Annotated in this window: 16 protein-coding genes; 13 read left to right on the forward strand and 3 right to left on the reverse strand. The window is 60.3% G+C overall.

Translation table 11 applies throughout. The features are described from left to right. Nucleotides 1–43: 43 nt before the first annotated feature. Nucleotides 44–1,060 carry a class 1 fructose-bisphosphatase gene (locus IEX75_RS10065; protein WP_188794067.1) on the reverse strand — a complete coding sequence of 339 codons (1,017 nt, stop codon included), beginning with the start codon at nucleotides 1,058–1,060 and terminating at the stop codon, nucleotides 44–46. Between the two features lie 238 nt (nucleotides 1,061–1,298). Between IEX75_RS10065 and IEX75_RS10070 the strand changes: the two genes are divergently transcribed. The 12 genes from IEX75_RS10070 to IEX75_RS10125 all read left to right on the forward strand — a co-directional run bounded on the left by IEX75_RS10070 (nucleotide 1,299) and on the right by IEX75_RS10125 (nucleotide 11,056). Then, on the forward strand, nucleotides 1,299–1,919 hold the full coding sequence (locus IEX75_RS10070; protein ID WP_188794068.1) for a DJ-1/PfpI family protein: 621 nt from the start codon (nucleotides 1,299–1,301) through the stop codon (nucleotides 1,917–1,919). Nucleotides 1,920–1,931: 12 nt separating this feature from the next. After that, entirely contained in the window at nucleotides 1,932–2,183 is a 252-nt protein-coding gene (locus IEX75_RS10075; protein WP_188794069.1) for a hypothetical protein, read from the forward strand. Nucleotides 2,184–2,205: 22 nt separating this feature from the next. After that, nucleotides 2,206–2,610, forward strand: coding sequence for a GFA family protein (locus IEX75_RS10080; RefSeq protein ID WP_188794070.1), 405 nt, complete (start codon nucleotides 2,206–2,208; stop codon nucleotides 2,608–2,610). 9 nt (nucleotides 2,611–2,619) lie between these two features. Further along, on the forward strand, nucleotides 2,620–3,246 hold the full coding sequence (locus IEX75_RS10085; protein WP_188794071.1) for a glutathione S-transferase family protein: 627 nt from the start codon (nucleotides 2,620–2,622) through the stop codon (nucleotides 3,244–3,246). Nucleotides 3,247–3,367: 121 nt separating this feature from the next. After that, on the forward strand, nucleotides 3,368–4,072 hold the full coding sequence (locus tag IEX75_RS10090) for a helix-turn-helix transcriptional regulator (RefSeq protein WP_188794072.1): 705 nt from the start codon (nucleotides 3,368–3,370) through the stop codon (nucleotides 4,070–4,072). 136 nt (nucleotides 4,073–4,208) lie between these two features. Next, entirely contained in the window at nucleotides 4,209–4,823 is a 615-nt protein-coding gene (locus IEX75_RS10095) for a ParB-like protein (RefSeq protein WP_188794073.1), read from the forward strand. Further along, a complete protein-coding gene (locus IEX75_RS10100) occupies nucleotides 4,820–6,469 on the forward strand; it encodes a SulP family inorganic anion transporter (RefSeq protein WP_188794074.1) in 1,650 nt (549 codons plus the stop codon). Before IEX75_RS10095 ends, IEX75_RS10100 begins: the two co-directional genes overlap by 4 nt. Before the next feature lie 47 nt (nucleotides 6,470–6,516). Then, entirely contained in the window at nucleotides 6,517–8,244 is a 1,728-nt protein-coding gene (locus IEX75_RS10105) for a DUF885 domain-containing protein (RefSeq protein WP_188794412.1), read from the forward strand. A gap of 134 nt (nucleotides 8,245–8,378) precedes the next feature. Then, nucleotides 8,379–8,774, forward strand: a complete 396-nt coding sequence (locus tag IEX75_RS10110; protein ID WP_188794075.1) for an MbcA/ParS/Xre antitoxin family protein — start codon at nucleotides 8,379–8,381, stop codon at nucleotides 8,772–8,774. A 132-nt stretch (nucleotides 8,775–8,906) separates the two neighbouring features. Beyond that, nucleotides 8,907–9,593 carry an RES family NAD+ phosphorylase gene (locus IEX75_RS10115; RefSeq protein WP_188794076.1) on the forward strand — a complete coding sequence of 229 codons (687 nt, stop codon included), beginning with the start codon at nucleotides 8,907–8,909 and terminating at the stop codon, nucleotides 9,591–9,593. A gap of 40 nt (nucleotides 9,594–9,633) precedes the next feature. Continuing rightward, nucleotides 9,634–10,353: a hypothetical protein gene (locus IEX75_RS10120; RefSeq protein WP_188794077.1), complete on the forward strand. Its 720-nt coding sequence runs from the start codon at nucleotides 9,634–9,636 to the stop codon at nucleotides 10,351–10,353. 37 nt (nucleotides 10,354–10,390) lie between these two features. Then, nucleotides 10,391–11,056 (forward strand): SGNH/GDSL hydrolase family protein, encoded by a 666-nt coding sequence (locus IEX75_RS10125; RefSeq protein WP_188794078.1) that lies wholly within the window; start codon nucleotides 10,391–10,393, stop codon nucleotides 11,054–11,056. A 112-nt stretch (nucleotides 11,057–11,168) separates the two neighbouring features. On the opposite strand, the gene phhA is transcribed toward IEX75_RS10125, so the two are convergent. After that, on the reverse strand, nucleotides 11,169–12,065 hold the full coding sequence (phhA, locus tag IEX75_RS10130) for a phenylalanine 4-monooxygenase (RefSeq protein ID WP_188794079.1): 897 nt from the start codon (nucleotides 12,063–12,065) through the stop codon (nucleotides 11,169–11,171). Between the two features lie 138 nt (nucleotides 12,066–12,203). On the opposite strand from phhA, the gene IEX75_RS10135 reads away from it, so the two are divergent. Next, nucleotides 12,204–12,680 carry an Lrp/AsnC family transcriptional regulator gene (locus IEX75_RS10135; RefSeq protein ID WP_188794080.1) on the forward strand — a complete coding sequence of 159 codons (477 nt, stop codon included), beginning with the start codon at nucleotides 12,204–12,206 and terminating at the stop codon, nucleotides 12,678–12,680. Between the two features lies 1 nt (nucleotide 12,681). Here IEX75_RS10135 and IEX75_RS10140 read toward each other — a convergent pair whose 3' ends face one another. Next, entirely contained in the window at nucleotides 12,682–13,971 is a 1,290-nt protein-coding gene (locus tag IEX75_RS10140; protein WP_188794081.1) for an MFS transporter, read from the reverse strand. Nucleotides 13,972–13,992 lie beyond the last annotated feature (21 nt).

Consider the following 13,992-nt stretch of genomic DNA (forward strand, 5'->3'; position numbering starts at 1 on the left):
GAAGCCCTTCGAGGATGCGAAGGGCTTCATGATTCAAAGCGAGTTAGTTCCGCGCTCCATCGGCTTCGAGATGGTAGTGCGTGGCAACCTCGACCTCTTTCTTTGAACCTAGGAACACCGGCACGCGCTGATGCAAACCCGTCGGTTGTAGCTCGAGAATGCGTTCACGGCCGGTGGTGGCTGCACCACCCGCTTGCTCGATGATCAAGGCCATCGGGTTGGCCTCGTACATCAGGCGCAGCTTGCCGCCTTTGCTCTTGATCTTCGCATCCAGCGGATAGAAGAACACGCCGCCACGGGTGATGATGCGGTGCACGTCGGCCACCATCGAGGCCACCCAGCGCATGTTGAAATCCCTGCCGCGCGGACCGTCCTTGCCGGCCAGCAGTTCGCCGATATAACGCTGCATCGGCGGTTCCCAGTGACGCTGGTTCGACATGTTGATGGCGAATTCGCCGGTTTCCTCCGGGATGCGGATATCACGGCGGCTGAGGGTGAAGCTGCCTACTTCGCGATCCAGCGTGAACTCGTGCGTGCCGTGGCCGAACGTCAACACCAGCACGGTGGCGGGGCCATACACCACATAGCCGGCCGCGAGCTGCGTCGTGCCGGGTTGCAGGAAGTGCTCCGCCTTCGGTTCGCTCACACCATCTGGGCAGCGCAGCACGGAGAAGATGGTGCCGACGGAAATGTTCACGTCGATGTTCGAGCTGCCATCCAGCGGATCGAACAGCAGTAGGTGATTGCCCTTCGGATACATGTCGGGAATCGGCTGCGGATCTTCCATTTCCTCCGACGCGCAGGCGGCGAGCTGGCCACCCCAGGCGTTGGCTTCAAGCAGGATCTCGTTGGAGATCACATCCAGCTTCTTCTGCGCCTCGCCCTGGATGTTGCCGGTGCCCGCCTCGCCCAGCACACCCCCGATGGCGCCCTTGTTGGTGGCGACCGCGATGCGCTTGCAGGCGCGTGCGACCACTTCGATCAGCAAGGTGAGCTCGGCGTTGATATGGCCGGCGCGGCGTTCTTCGATCAGAAACTGGATCAGCGAGATGGGCTTCATGGCGAACCTGCTGGAAAAGGGCCTGCCATTGTCCCGGCTCAGCCTTACATAAGCCAGTCGAGAGCCTGAATCCCTCGCCAGCGTTAGGCGGTCATTCCTGCAGAACCGACTTTTTCAATAGTGACGCCCGCCCAGATGGATTCCCGCTTTCGTGGGAATGACGAAAGTGGAGGGCTGCTGACAACACGCTGGCAGTAGCAGGGGCGCAAGCTCTCATCATCGAAAAGGAGGGACGATCATGCGCGACACGATTTATGTGCTGGTATTCGAAGGGTTTGCGGATTGGCAGATAGCGCTGGCCCTGGCTGAAATCCGCCGCCCAGGCGACTGGGAAGTGCGCAGTGCCGGCTTCACGCGCGAGCCGGTGACATCGATGAGCGGGTTCACGGTGATGCCCGATGTAAGCGTGGATGAGCTTGATCTGGATGCCGTTGCGCTGCTGATGCTGCCAGGCGGTCATCTATGGTTATCCACGCAGCTGGAGCGGATGGCGTCCGTAGCACGCCGCGTGCACGCAGCAGGTGCACCGGTTGCTGCCATCGATCAAGGCGTGCTGGCGGTGGCGCGCGCCGGTTTGCTCGACCATTGCCGTCACACCGGCAACTGGCCGGGACAGATCGGCCGCGAAGTGGCGGCGTATGCGGGACATGATCAATACGACGCCAACGTACTCGCCGTCAGCGATGGTGGCGTGATCACAGCCAGCCATCTGGGCAACATCGAATTCGCGCGGGAAATCATCCACACGCTGGACTTGTACAACGCCAGCGATCGCGACCACTGGTATCGCTTGTTCAAACATGCCGTGCCGCCGCCGTGGTTTAGCGGCGAAACGATTGAAGTAGTCCGTGCTGCATAAGGTACCTACATCATGAGTAACTTTATCGATCGCGTTTTAGCAGCCTATCGGCCGTTGTATCTGCGGGGTTTGCTGATGGATGGCCAATATCGACTCCCTGCCAGGCAGGAAAAAGCGAAACCGGAAAAAGGCAATCGAGTCGTGCAGTTGACACCAGCGTTCGATCCAGGGCGCAAGCGAGTACTGGTCATGCCTGCTGCCGCGGGTGTCAGTCTGCGCATGCGATCGAAAGACGAACCGTCGGGCGGCTTGAGCGGCGCATAACCCCATCACCCAGGAATTCATCATGCAAAAGACCTATCACGGCAGTTGTCATTGCGGCGCAGTAACGTTCGAAGCCGACATCGATCTCACGCAGGGCACGGGGCGCTGTAATTGCTCCATCTGCACCAAGGCGCGGCAATGGGGTGTGATGGTGAAGCCGGATGCGTTCCGGCTCATCCGCGGGGAGAGTGAACTTTCCGACTACCAGTTCGGCACCCACAGCATGCATCACCTGTTCTGCAAGCACTGCGGCATCAGGCCATTCGGCAAAGGCCATCTGGATGTGCTCGGTGGTGACTTCTACTTCGTCAATGTGTTCTGTCTGGACGATGCCGAGCCTGCGGCGTTGATCGAAGGCCCGCTGCATTTTTCCGATGGGCGCAACAACAACTGGCAAAACGTGCCGGCGGAAACGCGGCATCTATAAGGTGACGACATGAACCGCAAGATCACTTTCTATCACGCACCCAATAGCCGCTCGGGCGGCACGTTTGCGTTGCTCGAGGAACTGAGTGCGGACTACGAACTACACCTGGTAAATCTCAAGGCCGGCGAATCGCGCCGGCCGGACTACCGGGCGATCAATCCGATGGGCAAGGTGCCGGCGATCCGGCATGGCGAAGTGTTGATCACCGAACAGCCAGCGATATTCATGTATCTGGCAGATCTGTATGCGGAAGCGGGGCTGGCTCCGGCCATCGGCGATCCGCTGCGTGGCGCTTACCTGCGTTGGCTGGTTTTCTACGGTTCGTGTTTTGAGCCGGCGCTGGTTGATCGCTCGCTCAACCGCGAGCCGGCACCGCCATCCAAGTCGCCGTATGGCAGCTGGGAAGACGTTATCAACACGCTGCAGCTGCAACTTGCCAAGGGACCCTACATGCTTGGCGAGCGCTTCACCGCGGCAGACGTGCTGTGGGGCGGCGCCTTGCACTGGGCCACCTTGTTCAAGCTGGTGCCGGAAACGCCGCAGATCAGCGCGTACATCGATCGCGTGATCACACGTCCCGCCATGCAGCGTGTAGCGGCCAGGGATGCTGATTATCTCGCGCAGCAGGCTGCGTGAGATGGTCGATGGCGACGGGTATGTTTCCATTCGTCTCGCATAACAGGGTCTCACACAGTGCGACGACCCTGCATGACTTCGGACGCTGGTCCGTAACCTCAACCTGGGCGATCATGCACGGATGCGTCGTGCCGATCGCCTCTTCCTCATCATCAACGCCCTGCGCGGTCGACGTACCGCGTTGCAGGCGCGCCAGCTCGCGGAAATGCTGGGGGTATCGCTGCGCACGGTTTATCGCGATGTGGCGGACCTCCAGCTCTCGGGCGTACCGATCGAAGGCGAAGCCGGCGTCGGCTACATGCTGCGCAAGGGCTCGGACATCCCGCCGCTGATGTTCACTGCCGAAGAGCTCGAATCGCTGGTGGTCGGCACACGCTTCGTCCGCGCGTTCGCGGGCGAGAAACTGGCTGCCGGTGCACAAGCTGCGCTGATGAAGATCGAGGCGGTATTGCCACCGGAACTGCGCGAGCGTTCCTCACGCACGCGCATCTACGCGCCGATCTGGCGCGACGAGCATTCCACTGCCTTCGCCGAACGTATCGACAAGCTGCATGCGGCGATCGAAGCGCAGCACGTCTTGCGGCTGTTCTATAAAGACGAGGTGGGTCGCGACAGCGAACGTGATGTGGAACCGCTGTGCCTGGCGTTCTGGGGCGGCAAGTGGACACTCGGTACCTGGTGCCGGCTGCGCAAGGATTTCCGCAACTTCCGCCCGGACCGCATCGAACGGATGGAGAACACCGGTGAGGTGTTCCAGAGTGCGCCGGATCGCGACCTGGGTTCCTACCTGCAGGCCATGCGCGGCTATTTCTCCGGATTGGAGTAGGTTGGGGTGTGAACCCCAACATGACGATACCGATCGACATGGCGATGTTGGAGTTTGCACTCCAACCTACAAACCCACCCACGCTGCCGCTCTTACGCTACCCTGCGCCAACCAGGGCTATTGCAGGAGTCACCCCATGTCGTCAGGCGTGCGTCATCCTCTGTTGTCGATTGCGCCGGCCAAGCTGCGCCCTACCCAAATGACGGTGGGCAAGGCTGAAGTGGCCGAGAAACGCGCGCAGTGGGAAAAGCTCGGCAAAAAGAAGCGCAAAGAGCTGCTTGCCGCGCACTGGTTTCCCGGCGTGCTGGGGCCGAAGCACCAGGTTTATATCGTCGACCATCATCACCTTGGCCTCGCGCTGTGCGAGGAAGGCGTCAAGGAAGTGCCGGTGATGATCCAGCGCGACTTTTCCTGGCTGGACCAGGACGTGTTCTGGCGCACCATGGAGTTCAACCGCTGGGCGCATCCGTACAACGAACATGGCCAGCGGCAGGAATACGACGCGATTCCGCGCAACCTCACCGATCTGGCTGATGATCCCTATCGCACCCTGGCTGCACGCGTGCGCACCGCGGGTGGCTACGCCAAGGACGCCACACCTTATTCGGAATTCCTGTGGGCGGAGTTCTACCGGCGCAACCTCAAGCTCAAGGGCGATCGCGTCACGCCCAAACTGCTGCAGGACGCCATGCTGCTCGCCCACTCGCATGAAACGGCCTACCTGCCCGGCTGGAGCGGACAGATCCAATGAGCGGCGCAGCCGCCTCGTCGGCACGTATCGCTGACGTGCTGGCCGGCTTGGGGATAGCAGGTTTGCTGCTGCCCGAAGCTGTTGCCTACTCAGGCATCGCCGGCATGCCGCCGCAGGCTGGTGTGGTGGCGTTGTTCGTTGGCTTGGTTTGCTATGGGCTGCTGGGCACCAGCCGTTTCGCGATTGTGTCGTCCACATCGTCCTCCGCGGCGGTACTGGCAGCAGGCACTCTTTTGCTGGCCGGCGGCGGGGCCAATCGCGCGGCCGTTGCCGCCACGCTCGTGCTGTTGGGCGGCGGTTGTTTTCTGATTGCAGGCGCGGCGCGCCTGGGTGGGCTTTCGCACCTCATCGCGCGTCCGGTGTTGCGCGGCTATACCTTTGGATTGGCGATCGTCATTGCACTCAAGCAGTTGCCACACCTGGGCGGCTGGCCGGATCTGCACGGCGATTTCGTGCCTTTGCTGGTCGCGGATCTGGTTCGCACCTCCGGACAAGTCCATGCGCTGACCTTGCTTACCGGTGTGCTGGCCTTGTTGCTGTTGTACGTATGCGAGCGCTTGCGCCGCTTGCCGGGCAGCCTGCTGGTGATCGCGCTCGGCGTGGCCGCATCCAGTTGGCTGGCGGCGCGCGGTGTGCCGCTCACCGGCGCCATCCGGCTGCAGATGAGCATCGGCATGCCCGTGTGGCCATCCAGCGGCCAATGGCTGCCGAGCGTGGAACTGGCCGCGGCGTTGCTGTTGATCCTGTATGCCGAGTCATATAGCTCGATCCGCGGCTTTGCGTTGAAACATGACGACCCGGTAACGCCGAATCGCGACCTGCTGGTGCTGGGCGTGGCGAACGTGTTGAGCGGCTTGTTCCAAGGCATGCCGGTGGGTGCCGGCTATTCCGGCACCTCTGCCAATGAGGCGGCAGGTGCGCAATCGCGGCTTGCCGGCCTGATTGCCGCGGCCACCGTGCTGCTGATGGTGTTGCTGCTGTTGCGCTGGATCGAACGTATTCCGCTTGCCGTGCTGGCTGCGATCGTAATTCACGCCGTGAGCAAATCATGGCGTTTGTCGGTATTTCGCCCGTATCTGCAGTGGAAGCGGGATCGTCTGCTGGCGCTCGCCGCGGTGATCGCGGTGTTGTCGGTGGGCATCCTCAATGGCCTGCTGTTCGCCATCGCCTTCAGCCTGATTCTGCTGCTGCGCCAGCTCGCTTCGGCGCGTGTCAGCGTGCTCGGCCGTCTCGCCGGCAGTCACGACTTCGTGGATATCGCGCAGCACCCTAATGCAGTGCAACCGCCAAGCATGCTTATTTTGCGTCCGGAAGAGCCATTGTTCTTCGCTAACGCCGAGGCTGTGATGGTATTGGCGCGCAAGCAAGTAGAAGCGCATAGCGCCGCAAAACAGGTGGTGCTGAGCCTGGAAGCGTCGCCCGATCTGGACAGCACCGCGCTCGAATCGCTCGGCGATTTTTCAGGCTGGCTACAGGCACGCGGCGTTGGCCTGCGCGTGGCACGTGTGAAAGATGAGACACGCGCTTTGCTGCTGCGCGCCGCCCTGCCCCAGCTTTCGTCACAGGCACTGGATAGCTGGAGCGTGGAAGATGCCGTGTCGGCCGCCATGGCCGCCATGTCTTCAACAGGGAATCACGCGCAGTGAAACACGCTACACGCATCGGGTGCCTGGTCGCAGGCTTGCTGCTGACCATGCCGGCCTTCGCGCAGCAACAAAGTGCGGACGCACGCTTCAAGCAGCTTTACGAACAGGAATGGGCGTGGCGTACCGGGCAGGCGGGCGTGAGCGCTTCCGGCGAAGCCCAGCCGAACAACGGCCGTCTCGACCAGGTCGATGCGAAGCGTCAGCAGGAACGGCTCGATAATTGGCAAAAGATCATGAGCCGGTTGGATGCGATCAATCCCAAGGAGCTTTCGCCGGCGCAACAGGTGAACTACGCGATTTATCGCGAGCAGATCCGCAACTTCATCGCCGACCAGCAATTCAAGCAATGGCAGATGCCGTTCAATAGCGACTCCGCGTTCTGGAGCGAACTTGACGGCGACCTCGGTGCCGATTCGCTGCATAACGAAACGGACTATCGCCGTTATGTGGATCGCTTGGGCCAGGTGCCCGCGTATTTTGACCAGGAAATCGCCAATATGCGGGCGGGCCTGAAGCGCGGTTTCAGCGTGCCCAAGGCGGTGCTGGCAGGGCGTGATATTTCCATCGCCGCCGTCGCTGATGTGAAAGACCCTACGCAGACCTCGTTTTACGAGCCGCTGCAACACATGCCGTCGAGCATTCCGATGGTAACGGCGGCGGCCATCCAGGCCGACGCGCGCGAGAAGATCAACCGCGATGTCATTCCCGCTTACCAAAAGCTGCTCGCCTTCTTCCGCACCGAATACGTGCTGCAAGCGCGCACCACGTTGGCTGCGGAAGCCTTGCCCGATGGCAAGGACTATTACCGCCAACAGATCCGCGAATACACCACGCTCGATCTGGACCCCGACACCATCCACAAGATTGGCCTGGAGCAGGTGGATAAAATCCATGCCCAGATGCTCGACGTCATGCATGAAACCGGCTTCAAAGGCAGCTTCGCCGACTTTCTGCATTTCTTGCGCACCGATCCGCAGTTCTACGCCAAGACTCCGGAGGATCTGCTCGACAAGACCGCATGGGTGACGAAGGAAGTCGACGGCCAACTCGGCAAATTCTTCGGTCACTTGCCGCGTGCACGCTTTGCCATCGAACCGGTGCCGGATGCGATCGCGCCGTATTACACCTCCGGCCGCGGCGGTCCGGATGTCTATCTGGTCAACACCTACGACCTACCCTCGCGCCCGCTCTACAACATGCCGGCGCTCACCTTGCACGAGTCATATCCCGGCCATGCGCTGCAACTGGAACTGGCTGAAGAGCAGCACGATCAACCCGCGTTCCGCCGCAACAGCTACATCTCCGCCTATGGCGAGGGCTGGGCGCTGTATTCGGAATTTCTAGGCAACGAAATGGGCATCTACAAGACGCCCTACCAGCGCTTCGGCTACCTGACCTACCAGATGTGGCGTGCATGCCGCCTGGTGGTCGACACCGGCATCCATCACCTCGGCTGGACGCGCCAGCAAGCGATTGACTACATGACCGAGAACACGGCGCTTTCCGATCGCGAAATCGCCAATGAGGTCGACCGCTACATCAGCTGGCCCGGGCAGGCGCTGTCGTACGAGCTGGGTTATCTGAAGATTCTCGATTTGCGGGCAAAAGCCGAGAAGGCGCTGGGGCCGAAGTTCGACCTGCGTGCCTTCCACGACACGGTGCTCTCCATCGGTTCGGTACCGTTGCCGGTACTGGAGCAGCGGGTCGACCGGTTTATTGCCGAGGGTGGCCCGGAGCCGGACTACGGTTGCGACTGCGTCAAGCATTCGCCGTAGGTTGGGGTGCAAACCCCAACATCCTATGTGCGCATATATCCCGGTGTTGGGGTTTGCACCCCAACCTACAGAGCATTGGCAAAAACTTCACCGATAAAGTAGTATGCACTTAAACTTTATTGGGAGAGTCGGCCATGACAGCCCATGCCTTGACCAGGCCAGCCCCTGCCGAAGAACTGAGCGGCCCCGCCTTGCGCGCTTTCTTCAACATGGCCGAGCGCTGGAACCTGCGCATTTCCGAGCAACGCAGGCTGCTCGGCGATCCGCCCGAATCCACCTTCTACAAGTGGAAGCGCCACCAGGATGGCGCGCTGGGGCGCGACACGTTGGAGCGCATCAGCTATCTGCTCGGCATCTACAAGGCGCTGCAGATCCTGTTTCCCGAAACCGGGCAAGCCGATGCGTGGCTACACAAGCCCAACCGTTCGCCGTTGTTTAGTGGGCAGTCGGCGCTGGACCGCATGTTGTCGGGCAATGTGAGCGACCTCTATGTAGTGCGACAGTATCTGGACGCACAACGCGGCTGGTAAGAGCCACCGCCAAAACGACTGCGCGGTGGCTCTACGACATTCGTCGCAGTCGGCGAGAAGCCGCTCCGGCACCATTCCACGTCGAACAGGGAAGAACAAACGATGCGGTAATGCGCCGCCGCGGACTACGCCATGCCTATCGACACGCCTCCCCTTCGCCGCATTCGCTGGACTCATGCCTATCGGATCGTGCCGAGCCGTTTTCCGCCGGCTGGCCTGTTCGATCGCATTGCCAACCCAGCCGATCTGGATGCGATCTTCGCCATTGAAGCCATGACCAATCCGCGCCTGCGCGAAGAGGCAGACGCCTTGCGTCTGGTGCCAAAGGATCGACGCATCAGTGGCCCCGGTTCGACGCCGGTGATGGCTGCATTCACGCATCTCAATCCGGAAGGCAGCCGTTTTTCCGATGGTACCTGGGGCGTGTTCTATGCGGCGCGCAATGTGATCACCGCCGTGGAAGAAACGGTGTACCACCGCGAGCGCTTTCTTGCGGCCACGTCGGAACCTGCGTGCGATATTGAAATGCGCTGCTATAGCACCAGCGTCGACTGCAAGCTGCATGATATTCGCAGCGCATGGATGCATGCGCATGATCCAGACAGCTACGCCGACAGCGTCAAGCTTGCGCGCAGGCTGCTTGAAGAAGGTTCCGACGGCATCGTCTACGACAGCGTGCGTCATCGCGGCGGCGAATGCCTGGCAGCGTTCTATCCCGACGTGGTGGCACCGTGCGTGCAGGCGCAGCACCTGATTTATCGCTGGGACGGCCGGCACATTGCCCAGGTGCTTGAAGTAAGCGAGATGAAGCGCGGATAAAAAAGTAAACGACAACCTATTTCTAGGGAGGGAGTTTAACGTGGATCAACGCGTCGACTTATTTGCTGATCATCAGGATATTGATGTAGTGAAGGAGATCGTGAAACGTCTTACCATTCGTAAGCGGTCTAAGCGTCCTCAAGCCACCTGGATTGCTCACGTTGAAAATGCTGAAAAACTAGTTCGTACCCTAGCCATGACTGGTCTGGCAGTATGTGTGATTCTTGGCCTATTGAGCCGGACATTTGACAGCTATCCATTAGCTGAAACCATGCTTGTCATGAGTCTCCTAGTCATATTGCTTTTTCTCGCGATGCTCATATCGCCGATCGTAGTCTCAGTGCCTTTTTTTCGGACCATGTACAAGAATCCATTCGTGTCGTTGCTTGAAAATTTAGACGATGCAAGTTCTCTGGACTTGCCAATGGTGCTTGAGCTAATGAGGTGCAAGCGTGAGGCAGTTGAATACGTGCTTACACACTACCGCCATCAAAGACTTGCGTTCGAAAAACGCGGAATGATGTTGGCGGGATCGCTCGATAAAATTGGTTTCTTTCCAACGTTGGTTGCTTTCGCCATGCTCATGATACCGGCTTGGGCACATCTCGATCGTCGAATTCAAGATTTTGCTCTGTTGGTACCTGTGTTTCACTTTATCAATTTACTGAGTTATGGATTGAACCAGGAAATGGATCGTGTAATTTCACTACTTGAATACAGCATTGCCGCACGCGATCGTATTGATAAGCTGCTAAGGTAAGTTTCGTCTTGTCGTTACGGACCATCCTCGGAACGTCATGAAAATCCTGCTACCGTTATTGTTTGCCTTGGTGCCGTGCTTCGCTTGTGTCGCCCAGACCCATCATGCGCAATGGAATGCAGCAATCGAAGCCTTTGAATCATCCGATCGCGCCAATCCGCCGCCGCCGCATGCCGTGTTGTTCATTGGCAGTTCGTCCATTGAGCATTGGAAATCTGTCGTGGCGGATTTTCCGGAAGTCAACGTCATCAACCGCGGCTTCGGCGGTTCGGAGCTGGGCGATTCCACCTATTTCGCCGATCGCATCATCAAGCCTTACCAGCCGCGCGCGATCGTGTTGTATGCCGGCGACAACGATTTGTATGACGGCCACACGCCGCAGCAGGTGCGTGATGATTTCGCCGCGTTCGTGAACAAGGTGCGTTCGTTCGATCCTGGTGTAGCGATTGCTTTCGTGGCGATCAAGCCAAGTATGGCGCGCAAGGCGCTCTTGCCGAAGATCAAACAAGCGAATGGGTTAGTGCATGACTACGCGGCGACGCAGAAGAACGTCACATATATCGATGTGTTCACACCGATGCTGGCAGCGGATGGGCAGCCGCAGCCGAAGTGGTTTATCGAAGATGGGCTGCATATGAACCGCACGGGGTATGAGCTGTGGATCAGTCTGCTCAGGCCGTGGGTGGATGCGCACGGGCGGTGATGTTTGCATGACGGCTTATGCGTAGGTTGGGGTGCAAACCCCAACATCGTGGTCTATACACGCATGGCAATGTTGGGGTTTGCACCCCAACCTACGTGGCATCTTCACCGCATCAGGTATCCGCGTCCGTCGCAAACCCTTCGCGAGTTCCGCGATTGAACACGCGATCGCTATGCAGCACGTCAGCCGCCGCATGCGCAGTCTGCTGCTTCAGCTTGGCGTAGATCGGCGTGAAGTCCGGCCGCGTCGCCTCGAACAGCTGCTCGAAGCTGTCGATCACGAAATAGGTCTGCTGGTAGGTATCGATGCGGTACCGCGTATTCATCACGCGCTCCAGGCCGAAGCCGATGCGATTCGGCGCGGGTGAATCCAGGCAGTAGATCGATTCGCCCTTGGAGCTGACGATGCCCGCGCCATAAATGCGCATACCTTCGTCGGTGTTGATCAGACCGAATTCCACCGTGTACCAGTACAGGCGCGTCAGGTTCATCAGCGCCTCGGGGCCGATGCCGAACGCCTTCATGCCGCCGCGGCCATAGGCCTGCATGTAGTCGGCGAAGACCGGGTTGAGCAGCAGTGGCACGTGGCCGAACAGGTCGTGGAACAGGTCCGGCTCGCTCAGGTAGTCGAGCTGTTCGGGCTTGCGGATCCACCAGGACACCGGAAAACGGCGATTGGCGAGATGGTCGAAAAACACCTCATCCGGTAGCAGCCCTTCCACGGCGACCAGTTCCCAGCCGGTCGCCTTGCTCAGCACCTGGTTGAGATCGGCGAACTTGGGAATGCCACCGTCACCCAGACCGAAGCGCTCCACGCCCTCCATGAATTCGCGGCAAGCCCGGCCCGGCAGCAACTCGCGCTGGCGCTTGTACAGCGTGTCCCATACCTCATGGTCGGTACGGCTGTAGTTCGACCAGGGCTGTTCCACCACGCCGGTGGCGTAGACGGGGACATAACCGCGGTCAGTCTGCTGGTGTTCGACGCGGCGCGGGGGGCTGGAGGTATCCATCGACGGCTCCGGAAAGAACTTGCGGGTCAAGCAATAGGATACGTCCCATATCACGCATGTTGTTTGTTTTGTTGTGCAAAAAAGCGGCATGAGCGCAATAATCATCCGCCATGGGCTCATTGACCGGAGATATCGTGCATGGTTACCCTGGATCGCACCGACTTGCGTGTGCTGGCCGTGCTGCAGGCCGAAGGGCGCATCACCAATGCCGAGCTGGCCGAGCGAGTGAACCTGTCGCCCTCCGCCTGCCTGCGTCGCCTGCAGCGGCTGGAGGGGGAGGGCGTGCTGACCGGCTACAGCGCGCAGGTGGATCCGGAGGCGGTGGGCTTGGGCTTGCAGGCGTTTGTGCGCGTGCAGCTCACCCGCCACGAAAGCGACGTGATCGAGCGTTTCGTGGAGCGGGTGAACGGTTGGGACGAGGTAGTGGCCTGCTACGCACTCACCGGTGACATGGATTACCTGATGCACATCTACGTCGCCGACCTGCAGCACTTCTCCCGTTTCCTGCTCGACCGCCTGCTCAATGCCTCCGGCGTGGCGGATGTGAACTCAAGCTTCGTGCTGCGGACGGTGAAGCGAGCAGGGGCCTTGCCGCTGACGCAGCTGGAACGCTGATTCAGCTGTTTTCGCTCGCCAGTTGCAGCGGCATGGAGTCGTCACGACGCCGAATACGCAATGCCAGGAATGCGGCCACCACACCCGTGGCACCTGCGATCACGAACGGCGTGAGATAGCTGCCCAATTGCACACGCAACACGCCCGCCATGAATGCGGCCGTTGCTGCGCCGACCTGATGCCCTGCCACTACCCAGCCAAACACCACCGGCGCATCGCGTTCGCCGAACGCATCGGTGGTAAGGCGCAAGGTGGGCGGCACGGTGGCGATCCAATCCAGGCCGTAAAACACGCCGAACAAAGACAGGCTATACAGCGAGAAATCGGAATAGGGCAGATACATCAGCGACAAGCCGCGCAGCCCGTAGTAGACGAACAGCAGCTTGCGCGGATCGAAACGATCGGTCAGCCAGCCGGATAAGGTGGTGCCGATCAGATCGCACACACCCATCATCGCCAGCACGCCGGCTGCACGGACTTCAGGAATACCGTGATCGCCGCACATCGCGATGAAGTGCGTGCCGATCAGGCCGTTGGTGGTGAAGCCGCATACGAAGAAGGTCGCAAACAACGGCCAGAACACGCCGTGCTTGCTGGCGCGATGCAGGGTACCCAACGTCAGTGCGAACAGGTTGCCTGACGACGCACCCGCATCGACCGTTTCATTCGGCGCCGCGCCGTACCGGGTAAGACCGATATCGGCAGGGCGCTCCGGCATCAGCCACAGCACCAACGGCAGCAATAGCGCGCAAACCGCGGCGATGGTCAGCACCACCGGTTTCCAGCCCGCGTACTCGGCAATGGCGGCAAGGCCTGGCAGAAAGATCAGCGTGCCGGTAGCGGTGCTGGCAGTCAGCAAACCCATCATCAGGCCGCGATGCGTACTGAACCAGCGACCCACCACGGTCGCCCCCAGCACCACTGCCACGCAGCCGGTACCGGCGCCGGACAGCACACCCCAGGTCAGCAGCAGATGCCAGGGTCTCGTCATCAGCGCACTGGAAGCTGCCGCCACGGCCATCACGGTCAGCGCAATAAGCAGCACGCGCTTGATGCCGAAGCGCTGCATCAGCGCCGCGGCGAACGGGCCCATCAGACCGTAAAGCAAAATGCCGACGGCGGCTGCGGACGAAATATCGTCCCGGCTCCAGCCGAGCGCACGGCCCAGCGGCAGCATCAGCACACCGGGCGTGGCGCGCATGCCGGCCGACGCCAGCAGGGCCAGGAACACCACGGCAACCACCACGAAAGCATACTTTTGGCCGAATGGCCGACGGCGCTGTATAGTCATGTTACCGATCGGTACGGGGTG

The sequence above is a fragment of the Dyella nitratireducens genome (assembly GCF_014642835.1).
GTDB classification, from domain to species: domain Bacteria; phylum Pseudomonadota; class Gammaproteobacteria; order Xanthomonadales; family Rhodanobacteraceae; genus Dyella_B; species Dyella_B nitratireducens.

Coding starts and splice junctions, on each gene's coding strand:
- IEX75_RS10065 (WP_188794067.1), bottom strand. CDS start 1,060: ATGAAGCCCATCTCGCTGATCCAGTTTCTGATCGAAGAACGCCGCGCC.
- IEX75_RS10070 (WP_188794068.1), top strand. CDS start 1,299: ATGCGCGACACGATTTATGTGCTGGTATTCGAAGGGTTTGCGGATTGG.
- IEX75_RS10075 (WP_188794069.1), top strand. CDS start 1,932: ATGAGTAACTTTATCGATCGCGTTTTAGCAGCCTATCGGCCGTTGTAT.
- IEX75_RS10080 (WP_188794070.1), top strand. CDS start 2,206: ATGCAAAAGACCTATCACGGCAGTTGTCATTGCGGCGCAGTAACGTTC.
- IEX75_RS10085 (WP_188794071.1), top strand. CDS start 2,620: ATGAACCGCAAGATCACTTTCTATCACGCACCCAATAGCCGCTCGGGC.
- IEX75_RS10090 (WP_188794072.1), top strand. CDS start 3,368: ATGCGTCGTGCCGATCGCCTCTTCCTCATCATCAACGCCCTGCGCGGT.
- IEX75_RS10095 (WP_188794073.1), top strand. CDS start 4,209: ATGTCGTCAGGCGTGCGTCATCCTCTGTTGTCGATTGCGCCGGCCAAG.
- IEX75_RS10100 (WP_188794074.1), top strand. CDS start 4,820: ATGAGCGGCGCAGCCGCCTCGTCGGCACGTATCGCTGACGTGCTGGCC.
- IEX75_RS10105 (WP_188794412.1), top strand. CDS start 6,517: ATGCCGGCCTTCGCGCAGCAACAAAGTGCGGACGCACGCTTCAAGCAG.
- IEX75_RS10110 (WP_188794075.1), top strand. CDS start 8,379: ATGACAGCCCATGCCTTGACCAGGCCAGCCCCTGCCGAAGAACTGAGC.
- IEX75_RS10115 (WP_188794076.1), top strand. CDS start 8,907: ATGCCTATCGACACGCCTCCCCTTCGCCGCATTCGCTGGACTCATGCC.
- IEX75_RS10125 (WP_188794078.1), top strand. CDS start 10,391: ATGAAAATCCTGCTACCGTTATTGTTTGCCTTGGTGCCGTGCTTCGCT.
- phhA (WP_188794079.1), bottom strand. CDS start 12,065: ATGGATACCTCCAGCCCCCCGCGCCGCGTCGAACACCAGCAGACTGAC.
- IEX75_RS10135 (WP_188794080.1), top strand. CDS start 12,204: ATGGTTACCCTGGATCGCACCGACTTGCGTGTGCTGGCCGTGCTGCAG.
- IEX75_RS10140 (WP_188794081.1), bottom strand. CDS start 13,971: ATGACTATACAGCGCCGTCGGCCATTCGGCCAAAAGTATGCTTTCGTG.